This window comes from Pseudopedobacter sp. (genome assembly GCF_040392825.1).
Classification (GTDB): domain Bacteria; phylum Bacteroidota; class Bacteroidia; order Sphingobacteriales; family Sphingobacteriaceae; genus Pseudopedobacter.
Window position 1 is genome coordinate 1 of the sequence record NZ_JBEBVH010000100.1, and the last position, 13,286, is coordinate 13,286.

Genomic DNA, 13,286 nt, shown 5'->3' on the forward strand with positions numbered 1-13,286 from the left:
TTTTCTGGCATCTACCAGAATAATAGCTAAATCAGCATTAGATGCACCGGTAACCATATTCCTTGTATATTGAATATGGCCTGGTGTATCTGCTATAATGAACTTTCTTTTGTCTGTCTGAAAATATTTATAAGCAACATCTATAGTAATTCCCTGTTCGCGTTCTGCTTTCAGGCCATCTGTTAAAATAGCCAGGTCTACAGTTCCATCGTCATTCTTTCTACTGGATCTCTGGATAGCTTCTAATTGATCTTGCAGTACAGACCCTGTATCGTACAATAACCTTCCTATAAGTGTACTTTTACCATCATCTACACTACCTGCTGTAATAAATTTTAAAATATCCATTAGAAATATCCTCCTTTTTTACGTTCTTCCATTGCTGCTTCAGAAACTTTATCGTCCATTCTCGCGCCTCTTTCAGAAATTTTAGATTGGGCAATTTCATGAATGATATCATCAATATCTGTTTTTTCAGATTCTACAGCGGCAGTACATGTCATGTCTCCCACTGTTCTGAAACGGACTTTTTTCTTTACAACAATATCCTCTTCGTCCATATTCATGTATTCAGATGCTGCCATCCATTGTCCATTTCTTAAGATACAATCTCTTTCATGTGCGAAATAAACAGATGGCAATGCAATATTTTCTCTTTTAATATAGTTCCAAACATCCAGCTCTGTCCAGTTACTGATTGGGAAAACACGCACATTTTCACCTTTATGGATTTTTCCATTGTAAATATTCCAAAGTTCCGGACGTTGACGTTTAGAATCCCATTGTCCAAATTCGTCTCTTACAGAAAAGATACGCTCTTTAGCTCTTGCCTTTTCTTCGTCACGCCTGGCACCGCCTATACAAGCATCATATCCACCAGCAGCAATGGTATCTAACAAGGTAACTGTTTGCAATTGATTTCTGCTCGCATTTTTACCGGTTTGCTCGATTACTTTTCCCTGATCAATTGAATCCTGAACATAACCAACTACTAGCTTCTCTCCTAAATCGGCAATCAATTTATCTCTAAATTCGATTGTCTCAGGAAAATTATGCCCAGTATCGATATGTACTAAAGGAAATGGGAATTTTCCGGGACGAAAAGCCTTTTCAGCCAATTTCACTAATGTGATTGAATCCTTACCTCCCGAAAATAAAAGCGCAGGCTTCTCAAACTGCCCGGCAACTTCTCTTAAAATGGCAATTGCCTCTGCCTCTAACTGATCTAAATAATCCATATTGTTAAGCTTAAAGCTAAAAGCGAAAGGCTTAAAGCTTTTATTCTTTATTATTCTACTACCTCACAAGTACGCTATCTCTTGATACTTGATACGAAGTACTTGATACTATTTACTATGCAAACCACACTCTTTTTTGCTCTGGTCTTCCCACCACCATCTCCCGGCTCTGAAATCCTCACCCGGCGCTACAGCTCTTGTACAAGGCGAGCAGCCAATACTCGGGAAACCTTTATCATGTAAAGGGTTATAAGGAATATGGTTACTGGAAACGTAAGCTTTTACATCTTCCAATGTCCACGAAAATATAGGATGAACTTTTACCAACTGGTGAGCTTCGTCCCATTCTACCCATTCCATGTCTGTACGGTTCGGAGATTGTTCTGCCCTGATTCCTGTAATCCAGATTTTTTTATCTTTCAAAGCTCTGTTCAAAGGCTCTACTTTTCTGATACCGCAACAAGTTTTCCTGTTCTCCACACTTTCATAAAAGCTATTGGGACCTTTTTCCGTTACAAAATTTTGTAATAACTGAGCATCCGGATAGAACGTATGAATTGGTTTCTGGTAAGTTTCCAATGTCCTGTTCCAGACATAGTAAGTTTCAGTAAACAATCTACCCGTATCTAATGTAAATACGTCTATAGGTAAATTTTCACTAAAAATCATATGAGAAATAACCTGATCTTCCCAACCAAAACTTGTAGAAAACACTATGTCTCCGGCAAACTCTCTGGCCAAAACAGCTAAAGATTCTTCTGCCGAAAGTCCCTTTATTATTTCTTTTATCTCGTTTTCTCTGTCCATGATTTTAAATGTGCGAAATTACAATTATCTTCTCGCATTTAAAGCTTAAAAATAGTCATAATAAAACCAACAATATTTTTGGAGCTGGCCAATATGACAATAACTCCTACAGCAACCATAATAGATTTCGCTGATATTTTATTGGAAACTTTTGCCGCTATTGGAGAAGCTATAGCACTTCCCAAAACTAACCCCGAAACCACATACCAATGAAGATTATCTAACATGGTAATAAAGGTAAGCGAACTCATTAAAGCGATAAAAAATCTGCTTAGTTTCACCGAACCCAATGAAAACCTGGCATGTCTGCCACCTGCTATTAATGAAGAAAGAACTATTGTTCCCCAACCACCGCCACCAACTGCATCTATAAATCCTCCGAAAAACCCCAGAGGTTTAATTTTAGTAATCTTTTTAGTTTTTACTTTCTTTTTTGCCCTTTGTTGTGCTAAAAATGCCTTTCTTAAAATTAATACGCCTAAACAGAAGGTATATATCGAAATTATTGGCTTTGTATAATGACTGTAATGCTCTAGAGAAGATAACAAATAAGCCCCTGTAACCGCACCAATAATACCTGCAATCACCAATAACTTAAAGAGCTTCTTATTTACATTACCCATCTTATAATGCATCCAGCCGGCAATACCATTGCTCAAAATTTCAGAGATATGAACGCCTGTACTTGCCGAAGCCGGAGGAATTCCCATAGATAACGAAAACGTTGTCGTCGTTACGCCATAAGACATACCAATAGCTCCATCAATCATTGCAAACACGAAACCTGCTGCTAAAAATTTATAAAATTCCGGATTTACGTTGTTTACAAAAGAGTTAAATTCCGGATCCCTTTCATAAAGTGTTACAAATAAGATTGCACAAAAAACAACAACAATAGACCAAATGATAAAACTTAATTTTTTTGGCGTAATATTTCCTGTTGCAGCATCATCTTTGGTAACTAAACCAGCTGTAATTTCATTTAGCTTTTTTACCTTTTCTGTAAAATCTCCCGAAAGCTTATCTCTTAATTTATTGATATTCTCCAGCGATTCATCAATCTCGTTAGGGATGTTCTCGTTTAAAACCTCTTTGATTCGTTTAGCGATTGTTGGAGATTTTCCATTTGTAGAAATGGCTATCTTAAGATTTCCCTTCTTTACAATAGATCCCAGATAAAAATCACAAAGATCTGGAGTATCTGCCACATTTAACAATATGCCCCGCTCTTTGCATAATTGATGAATCTCTTTATGCAGTTCGTAATTATCTGTAGCTAAAACAACCAGTTCTTTATTTTCCAGATCAGAAGATTGGAAAACTCTTTGATGTATTTGTAGCTGTGGATATTGATTAGTTAGTGAATTTATACGTTCTAAAACTCTGTCTGCAACTATAGTAATAGCAGCATTGGGACTGTTTGCAAGCATAGCTTCCAATTTTTCTAATCCCACATTTCCTGCTCCAACCAGTAGCGTATTAAAGTTCTGTAACTTTAGAAATACAGGGAAAAGCTCATTTCCTTTTTTTTCCTCTATTTCTATATCCTCCACTTCAGATGGCATAAATTCACTAACTATTATATGTGCACTATTGTGCTACTTGTTCTGCTTTTCCTCTAAAAGATTTTACTTTTTCCAGAAAATCCCTTGACTGCGCAAGATAAGCTTCTGCAAACTCTTGTGACGGCTCGTATTTATTAATCTGTAAAACTAAATCTGTAAAGCCATTAATTTCGAATTCTGCCGCAAAATGTTCATCAAAAGCTTTAATTATTGCAATTTGAGTGCTCTGGCTAATTCCTTTATCCAATAAAATAGCTTTTGCTCCACTTATCAAAGTATTATACGCATGGTAAATTGCATCTGCCCATAATTCCTGATCGTAAGCTTCTAATGCCCAGCCGTATTTCTCTTCTGTTTCAAAAATTAGTGTCGCTACTAAATCTATAACTACTCCCGCACACTCTCCAACACCTATAGCCCTTACAAAGTCTTCGTTTTGTCCCCAATCTATAAAATCGTCATCAGTAACGGTTTCCTGATCTGCAATAGGTTTTAATAACTGATAAAAATAATCTTTACCCAAGCCATCATAGTAGTTCAGGAAGCTTCCATAAGCTTCTCCTTTAATACTATAGTCATCCAGGATAGTACGTAAAACCTGTGGAGCTCTTTTTGACGGAACTTTAATTACTTTATCTGCAGCTCTTCCTTCTCCGTTACCAACAGCCCCTCCGCCTAACAACACTTGTACAGTAGGCATAATCTTGCCGTTTACTTTCATAGAACTTCCGTGGAAACCAATATGGGCAATACCATGCTGACCGCAGCTATTCATACAACCGCTAATCTTTATCTTGATTTCTTTATTATAAACAAAATCAGCGTATTCTTCGTGTACAACAGATTCTAACACTCTGGATAATTCCATAGAATTCGAAATTCCCAGATTACAGGTATCTGTTCCCGGACAGGTGGTTACATCGGCAACACTATTATGTCCTGGTTCTGATAAGCCTAATTCATCTAAAGCCAAAAATAACGCCGGCAAAGCTTCTTTTCTAACGTATTTAAGCAGCAAGCCCTGGTTAATGGTTACCCTCATCTCATCGGCGATTAGAGGTCTTACAGCTTCCACAAATTGGCGCACTTTCGCCGTAGACATATCACCGGTTTTAACCTTAACATACACCCCGTAAAAACCTTCCTGTTTTTGCGAAAAAATATTGGTTCCTGACCATACTTCGTATGCCAATTGTTTATTAACCGGTATTTCTGCCGGAGCTGCCACAGGCTCAGGAATATTTGGAGTATCTACAACGTTTCTATCTATTTTATAAGTTTTAACTTTAGTAGATATACGCTCTTCCTCTACCATTTTTAAAAACTCGTCGAAACCTACTTTATTCAACAAGAATTTTAATCTGGCTTTATTTCTGTTGGTACGCTCTCCATATCTGTCGAACACACGTAAAACAGCTTCTGAAAAAGGAATAATCAAATCCTCATGCATAAAATCTGTCACTAACTGACCGATATATGGCTGTGCTCCTAAACTTCCTCCCAGAACCACTTTAAATCCTCTTATTTCTTCTCCGTTTTCGTACTTCACCTTTGGAATAAAACCAATGTCATGGATAAAAGAAAAAGCAGTATCTTCTTCACTTGAAGAAAAACCAAATTTAAATTTCCTTCCCAGCTCCATGCTAACCGGATTGCCTAAAAAGTATTTAAAGAAACCATGCGCATAAGCAGAAACATCAAAAGGTTCTGCCGGATCTATACCTGCAGTACATGAGGCTGTAACGTTTCTTACAGTGTTGCTACAAGCTTCACGAATGGTAATATCATCTTCTGCTAATTTAGCCCATAGCTCAGGTGTTCTGTCTAAGCTAACATAGTGAATCTGGATATCCTGACGGGTAGTGAAATGCAGATTTTTAGAAGCGTATTCATCAGATACATCTGCTATTTTGAGTATTTGTTTAAAAGTGATTTTTCCAAAAGGTATTTTAATACGTACCATTTGTACTCCTGGTTGGCGCTGACCATAAATCCCCCTCGCCAGTCTTAAACTTCTAAACTTTTCGTCATGGATTTTACCTTCACGAAAGGCTCTGATTTTTTTATCTAAATCTATGATTTCCTTTGCTACCAAAGGATTTTCCAATTCACTTCTAAAACTTTGCATAACTCTTTATTAAAAATCCGATTCTGTTAAAATTTGGATTTCAACTTTCCATTTACTACACTCAAACTATTAGCCTAAACTAATAATATGCAAATATATATAATGTATACGGATTTAGTAGACTTTATTTTTATTTATTATTCTTTAGGTATTCCCTTCTCTTTTGCAATTAAATCGGCAATGGTAGTTTCCGAAAGAATTTTCAGCGTTGCGTCCCTGACATCCCGAAATGTATCTCTTATACCACAATTCTCTTCGTCTCTGCATTCTTCACAGCGCTGGTAAAAGTTTAAACTAACACAAGGCAACTGTGCTATAGGGCCACCGGTAATACGCATTACCTGCACAAGATTGATATCTTTTGGATTTTTCAACAGAGAATAACCACCTCCTGCCCCCTTTTTACTATATAAAAAACCTGCATTCCTTAGTTCAAGCAAAATCTGTTCTAAAAATTTCTTTGGAATATTTTCAGACTCCGCAATAAAGGAAATGTTCACCGGTTCCTTATCGTAGTGTTCACCAAGAGCAATCAGAGCTCTAATGCCATATTTGGTTTTTTTGGACAGCATGTGGTTATCCTGATCTTAGTGTAGCAATTTACTCAATTTCTACAGAATAAGTAATTTCTACCCCGCCGGCAGCTAACATATCATGAACAGAACAATACTTTTTAACAGCCAATTCTGCCGCCTTCTCTACTTTTTGTCTGTCCAGGTCGCCTTTAAACTTAAACGTGATATGAATAGTTTTGAAAACAGCCGGAATAGCATCTGCTCTGGTTGCCGAAACTTCCATTTTCACATCATCTACCTGCTGTCTTTGTTTCTTTAAAATAGCTAACAAATCCAGAGAACTGCAAGATCCCAAGGCCATTAGTACCAATTCCATTGGCCTAACTCCTAAACCTTCACCTCCAATTTCCGGAGAGCCGTCAATATTTATTTTTATATTTGCAGCAGAAGAACCTTTCCCTTCGAAATGAACTGCTTGATTTTTACGTTGTAACTCGACTTTCATACTATCTGGATTTCGTTAATGCTTGTTCTAAATCGCTTCTTAAATCGTCTATATTTTCTAATCCCACAGACAACCTGATGGTTCCCTGAAAGATACCTATATTCTTTCTTTCTTCTTCCGTTAACTTGGAGTGGGTGGTCGTTGCCGGATGTGTTGCTATAGATCTGGAATCACCTAAATTAGACGAGAATAGAACCATATTCAGAGCGTCTAAGAATTTAGCTGCTCTTTCTGCCCCGCCTTTAACCACGAAAGTTACAATTCCACCACCCTGCTTCATTTGCTTTTTAGCCAATTCATATTGCGGATGAGACGGCAAGTGGGGGTATCTTACCACTTCCACATCGTCTTTCATGCTTTCTAAAAACGTTGCAACAGCCAATGCATTACTGCAATGTCTGTCCATCCTTATTGGTAGTGTTTCCAAACTTTTAGATAACAACCAAGCATTAAAGGCAGACATAGCCGGACCTGTATGTCTGATGAAGAACATGATTTCTTTCATCAGGTCTTTTCTACCAACCACTACGCCACCAAGCACCCTGCCCTGCCCATCCATGTATTTCGTTGCTGAATGGCTGACAAGGTCTACTCCAAACTTTATCGGCTTTTGCAAATACGGGGTAGCAAAACAATTATCTACATTGATGATAATATGAGGATATTTTTCTTTGATTTTGCATAGCCATTCCAAATCAACCAATTCCAACCCGGGATTAGAAGGTGTTTCCAGAAAGATCATCCTGGTATTTTCCTGAATTGCATCATAGATCGCTTCCGGATTAAACGCATCTACATAAGTTGAGGTTATTCCCCACCGCGGAAATAAGGTTGTAAGTAACTGATGCGTGGAACCAAAAACCGATCGAAATGAAATAATATGATCTCCACTTTTTAACAAAGCGGCAAATGAAGCAAAAACTGCAGCCATACCCGATGAGAATGCCAGCCCCGCCTCCGCTTCTTCCAATTCACATACCTTTTCTATAAATTCTGTTGTATTCGGGTTAGAATATCTTGAATATACGTTTCCCGCTATTTCTTCTGCAAAAATTGCTCTACCTTGCTCTGCATCGTCGAAAATGAAGCTTGAAGTAAGATATAGAGGCACCGAATGCTCTCTGTTTTCAGACCTTTTAGCTTGGGTTCTGATAAGCTTTGACTCTTCTTTCATATACGTTAGTTAATCAGCCACAGATTATCGATAATTAATCACTTACCATGGCTATTATACTATTCCAGATTATTTTAGTAATTATTAGCTATCATTATTTTTTGTTTTGTGAATTGCCACTTTCCTCCTTATTTCAACAAATCAAAATAAAAATCAACTCTTATAATATCACTTTGTTTAACTATAGTAGTCTTTTGCAAATATATCTTTCCATGCCGAAACTTCTTTATATATTTTATCAGATAAAAAACAAAAGCCCTTTTATATATTTCTAAATCTTCCAAACTGGTATACCCATAATACACAGTATGTTTAGACAATTAGATTAATAAATCTTTTCAACCAATTGACTATTTCAACTAATGACTGATAAACTAATCAAATCTATCCTGTAAATATTGTCCTGTATAAGATTTTTCTTCCTTAATAAGCTCTTCAGGTGTTCCCTCAAAAACAACATATCCTCCTTTTTCCCCACCTTCCGGACCTATATCAATTACCCAATCAGCACATTTCACCACATCCATGTTATGTTCTATAACTATAATCGAGTTTCCCTGCTCTATTAAAGCTTCGAAAGATTTTAATAGCTTTTTAATATCATGAAAATGCAATCCTGTGGTAGGCTCATCAAAAATAAAAAGACTTTTATGACTGTTGTTTCCTTTAATTAAGAATGATGCCAGCTTAATACGCTGCGCCTCACCTCCAGACAAAGTATTGCTTGACTGCCCCAGCTTCACATAACCTAAACCTACATCTGCCAGAGGCTGTAACTTATTTACAATCTTTTGTTCTTCTTTAAAAAAAGCTAAGGCTTCGTCTATAGTCATATCTAAAACTTCGGAAACCGTCTTATCTTTATACGTAATATCTAACACGTGTTGTTTAAAACGTTTTCCTCCGCAAGCCTCACATGGCAAATAAATATCTGCCATAAATTGCATTTCTATCTTAACTTCTCCTTCTCCCTGGCATACATCGCATCTTCCTCCTTCTACATTGAAAGAAAAAGCTGCAGGTTTTAGTCCGGCTGCTTTGGCAGATGATTGCGAAGCATATAACGAGCGAATTTCATCCCATGCCTTCACATAAGTTACCGGATTAGATCTCGAAGAACGGCCTATAGGGTTCTGATCTACCAGCTCTACCTGCGACAGCAAGTCATAAGCACCTTCAATGCGGTCATAAGCGCCAGTCTGTTCTCCCGAATAATTCCCTAACACTTTTTGTAAAGCAGGGTAAAGAACACGTTTTACCAAAGATGTCTTACCCGAACCGGAAACTCCGGTAACAGCCGTTAAAACTCCCAAAGGAAATTGTACCGTTACATTCTTAAGGTTATTTTCCCTGGCTCCTTTGATGGTTATAAAATCGAACGCTTTTCTTCTTCTGGAAGGTATATCAATTTTTAAATCGCCATTCAGGTATTTTCCTGTCAAACTGTTTTTATCTCGCAGAATTTCCTTAAAGCTTCCTTCAAACACCAGATTCCCGCCATGAGAACCTGCCTCCGGTCCAATATCGATAATATGGTCCGCAGACTTCATCATCTCTTCCTCATGTTCTACCACCAATACAGTATTCCCCACATCTCTCAGAGACTTTAAAACACCAATCAACCTATTTGTATCTTTGGGATGTAACCCAATGCTGGGCTCATCTAAAACATATATAGAGCCTACCAACGAACTTCCTAAAGAAGTTGCCAGATTTATTCTTTGAGATTCGCCACCAGACAAAGTATTCGACAAACGATTTAGGGTTAGATATCCCAGGCCTACTTCATTCAGGAATTTTATTCTGTTGGAAATTTCGACTAACAATCGCTTTGATATAATCTTTTCGCGCTCGTCCAGCTCTAATTCGTTAAAAAATGCCAGGAGTTTCTCCAAAGGCATCAAAACCAGATCAGAAATAGATTTTCCCTTAATTTTCACATAAGCTGCATCTTTTCTCAGGCGGGTTCCTTTACAATCCGGACAATTGGTCTTTCCTCTGTAACGCGACAACATTACCCGATACTGGATTTTATAAGTTTGTTCTTCTAGATACTTAAAAAAATCATTTAATCCGGCGAAATACTTGTTCCCCGTCCATAGAAGTGCTCTTTGCTCTTCTGTAAGATCTGCTACAGCGCGATGAATCGGAAAATCAAATTTGGCAGCATTTTTAATCAGTTTATCTGCCCATTCTTTCATCTTTTCACCTCGCCAGGGTACAATTGCCCCGTCATATACAGATTTCGATTTATCCGGAATTACCAGATCTTCATCTATTCCTATAACCTTCCCATAGCCTTCGCAGGTTGGACATGCGCCGTACGGATTATTGAAACTAAAAAAATTAGGTACAGGCTCTTCAAATTTTAGCCCGTCCAACTCAAAACGATCCGAAAAATGCTTTCTGTCACCTTCGTAATCTATATAACAATCGCCTTTTCCTTCGAAAAATGCGGTTTGAACAGAGTCGGCTATTCTGCTTAAAGTTTCGTCTTCCTGATTGGTTACTACCCTGTCTATAATAATGTAAACATCGTCAGACAAGTTCAACTCCTTATTTTCTACACTTTCATCCTCAATCAAATCCTCAACTTTACGAATTGCTCCCTCGTACATTACCCTAACAAATCCTTTTTGAAGAAGTATAGCGAGCTCTTCTTTTAAAGTTCTGTTATTCTGAGGATGTAAAACACTGATAATAGTTACAGTAGATTCTTCCGGAAGACCCGTAATATAATTTACTACATCCGTTACGGTGTCCTTTTTTACTTCGGCTCCGGATATGGGCGATATGGTTTTGCCAATCCGGCTAAAAAGTAATTTCAAATAGTCATATATTTCTGTAGAAGTACCAACTGTAGAACGGGGATTAGATGTAATGACTTTTTGTTCTATCGCAATTGCCGGTGCAATCCCTTTGATATAGTCCACATCAGGTTTGTTCATCCTTCCCATAAACTGTCTGGCATAAGAAGATAGGCTTTCCACATATCGCCTTTGCCCTTCAGCATACAAAGTATCAAATGCCAGAGATGATTTTCCTGATCCCGACATTCCCGTTATCACCACCAATTCATTCTTCGGAATAGCTACGTCTATATTTTTCAGATTATGTACTTTCGCCCCTTTAATTAATATATTCTTAGCCGAATCTTTATTTTCTATCATGCTTTGTGTCCCAGATTAAACCTTTTGCAAAGATTTATATCTTACAAAAGTACGGCTTATAAAATTGTTTTTTTAACGTGTACACTTTTTTTGACTAATATTTGAGATTATACATTGCAGAGACAAAAACAGACAACAAACTATAAATCAAAAACTTGTAACTTATAAAGTACATTTAATAATTATTAACATTTAAAATTTTGTTTTTTGTGAATTTATTATTTCATTTGGTCAAACATTAATAATAGCAAATAAGGAAAACGCCTATAGGAAAAAAACTCTACTTAATAAAAGAAAACAAACAGAAATTAAGGAGGAGAATTATGGGCTTTCATCTTAAAACAGACCAAGAATTAATACATCTATATATTAATGGTAAAGAGGCTGCTTTAGCTGAATTGATCAAAAGGCATAAATCAAAAATTTATACGTCTATTTATTTACTTGTTAAAGACGAGTATTTAGCAGAAGATATTTTTCAGGATACTTTCATAAAAATCATTAACACATTAAAAGCCGGAAAATATAACGAAGAAGGTAAGTTTTTGCCCTGGGCACTTAGAATTGGGCACAACCTGGTTATAGACCATTACAGAAAACAAAAAAGGTCGCCGGTAATCGTAAACAGCGAAGGTTTCGACATCTTTGATGTGTTGGGTATACACGACGAAAGTATGGAAGAGAAAATGGTTAAAGAGCAGACCTATAAAGATATTAAAGCACTTATCCATTATTTACCATCAGAACAGAAAGAAGTATTAATCATGCGGCATTTTGGAGATTTATCTTTTAAAGAGATTGCCGATTTAACCAATGTAAGTATCAACACCGCATTGGGAAGAATGAGATATGCATTAAATAATCTCAGAAAAATGATAGCTGAGAAAGAGATGCTATTAAAAAACTAAAACAAACAAAACCCCAACCGCTTTTCAGGCTGGGGTTTTTATTGTAACAAATAACATAATCAAATCTGCTTACTATTATCAAAGTTTCTGCTCAACAAATACAGGAAACCCCAAAAGAATGCTTCCAGCACTTTTGCCTGCTTACCCCTGCGCCAGTACAGGAAGTAGAAATAATACCTGAAACATTTATTACCAGCTACGTTAATAACCTGATTAGTTACTGATTCCCAAAAAAGCTGTATTTGTATATTCCTTACCCTGTATCCAGGCCTGATACTTACCTAATATATACAACATTCAACAGAAGTTCAGATTAAACAGCTGTTAAAGACAGTATAACACGGATAAAACAGGGGCGATTCCCCTCCTTCATCCGAGTTTAATCCCTCTTTCATCCGAGTTTCATCCGTATTTATATGCAATCTGTTTCGGACATGTCTTGAATAGGTCTCGTCCTATAGTCTTAAGTAAAGCGGCGCTAAAAACTATTTTTTGAATCTGAATGCTCTGATAATAGTAAAGTCTGAGATTGTTGTGGGTGATTAGCAAGAAAAATCCCCCTAACTTCTCCCATTTAACACTGAAACTCCGTGGATGATCAACTAACGAATGGAGCCAAAGGCTTCCATTTGGACACCCCTTCGGGAAACTAACTAACTAACTAACTAACTAACTAACTAAAAATTCCAAATTATTTTGATTTCCATAAAATAACTGATAATAGTTATCGTTTCTATAGTATTAATCTTTAGAAAACATATATGATGGAAACTTCTACTATTCACAACGGGTCGGTTGATAAAGACGTAAAAGGTGATTTTATGGAAACGGTAACAGATTTTGAAAAGGATTTTTATCAAAAGATAGCTCCAAGTCTGGATGATTTAATCAAATCTCCTTCAGAAGAGACAATTTCGAAGATATTAGCCTATTCAAAGTCTTTATAGTTGTATAATTAACCATAAAAGACACTTAAATAACAAAGAGCACAAAAAAAGCTTTGTGCTCTTTGTTATTTAAGTGACTGTTACGACTTTAATTCCGACAGATCGGGAAACATCAAAATCTTTGGTATTATTACCGCACAGATTATCCCCGTAGACCTTTCCTAAGAACGAATTTCGGCCTCATAACGATTTACCTGCTTACCACAAGGCAGACGTTTAAAAAACCATCCTACAAAAAGCATTGCATGTACCGATTAACGCCCTTCAATCCCCGGTGCCGGAAAAATAAAAAACAGTGTACTGAACAATCATAAAGCACTGACAAGCCT

The 13,286-nt window shown here is 36.9% G+C and carries 11 protein-coding genes; 2 read left to right on the top strand and 9 right to left on the bottom strand.

Features of this window, described 5'->3' with window-relative positions; all coding sequences use genetic code 11:
* From ABWO41_RS08820 to uvrA, 9 genes are all read right to left on the bottom strand, one after another.
* Nucleotides 1-348, bottom strand: a 348-nt coding sequence (locus tag ABWO41_RS08820) for a GTP-binding protein (protein ID WP_353136600.1), incomplete at its 3' end; no start/stop codon positions are given.
* Nucleotides 348-1,238 carry a sulfate adenylyltransferase subunit CysD gene (cysD, locus tag ABWO41_RS08825; protein WP_353136603.1) on the bottom strand — a complete coding sequence of 297 codons (891 nt, stop codon included), beginning with the start codon at nucleotides 1,236-1,238 and terminating at the stop codon, nucleotides 348-350. The genes ABWO41_RS08820 and cysD, both read right to left, overlap by 1 nt.
* Nucleotides 1,239-1,346: 108 nt before the next feature.
* Nucleotides 1,347-2,045, bottom strand: coding sequence for a phosphoadenylyl-sulfate reductase (locus ABWO41_RS08830; RefSeq protein WP_353136606.1), 699 nt, complete (start codon nucleotides 2,043-2,045; stop codon nucleotides 1,347-1,349).
* Nucleotides 2,046-2,083: 38 nt separating this feature from the next.
* Complete coding sequence (locus ABWO41_RS08835; protein WP_353136609.1) at nucleotides 2,084-3,610, bottom strand: TSUP family transporter; 1,527 nt, start codon at nucleotides 3,608-3,610, stop codon at nucleotides 2,084-2,086.
* Between the two features lie 25 nt (nucleotides 3,611-3,635).
* Nucleotides 3,636-5,738 (bottom strand): ferredoxin-like domain-containing protein, encoded by a 2,103-nt coding sequence (locus tag ABWO41_RS08840; protein WP_353136612.1) that lies wholly within the window; start codon nucleotides 5,736-5,738, stop codon nucleotides 3,636-3,638.
* A 137-nt stretch (nucleotides 5,739-5,875) separates the two neighbouring features.
* Complete coding sequence (locus ABWO41_RS08845; RefSeq protein ID WP_353136615.1) at nucleotides 5,876-6,310, bottom strand: RrF2 family transcriptional regulator; 435 nt, start codon at nucleotides 6,308-6,310, stop codon at nucleotides 5,876-5,878.
* A 28-nt stretch (nucleotides 6,311-6,338) separates the two neighbouring features.
* Nucleotides 6,339-6,758, bottom strand: coding sequence for an OsmC family protein (locus ABWO41_RS08850; RefSeq protein WP_353136618.1), 420 nt, complete (start codon nucleotides 6,756-6,758; stop codon nucleotides 6,339-6,341).
* A 1-nt stretch (nucleotide 6,759) separates the two neighbouring features.
* Complete coding sequence (locus ABWO41_RS08855; RefSeq protein WP_353136621.1) at nucleotides 6,760-7,932, bottom strand: trans-sulfuration enzyme family protein; 1,173 nt, start codon at nucleotides 7,930-7,932, stop codon at nucleotides 6,760-6,762.
* 374 nt (nucleotides 7,933-8,306) lie between these two features.
* A complete protein-coding gene (uvrA, locus tag ABWO41_RS08860; protein ID WP_353136624.1) occupies nucleotides 8,307-11,102 on the bottom strand; it encodes an excinuclease ABC subunit UvrA in 2,796 nt (931 codons plus the stop codon).
* A 323-nt stretch (nucleotides 11,103-11,425) separates the two neighbouring features.
* On the opposite strand from uvrA, the gene ABWO41_RS08865 reads away from it, so the two are divergent.
* A complete protein-coding gene (locus ABWO41_RS08865; protein WP_353136627.1) occupies nucleotides 11,426-12,010 on the top strand; it encodes an RNA polymerase sigma factor in 585 nt (194 codons plus the stop codon).
* Between the two features lie 761 nt (nucleotides 12,011-12,771).
* A complete protein-coding gene (locus tag ABWO41_RS08870; protein WP_353136630.1) occupies nucleotides 12,772-12,957 on the top strand; it encodes a hypothetical protein in 186 nt (61 codons plus the stop codon).
* Nucleotides 12,958-13,286: the final 329 nt, after the last annotated feature.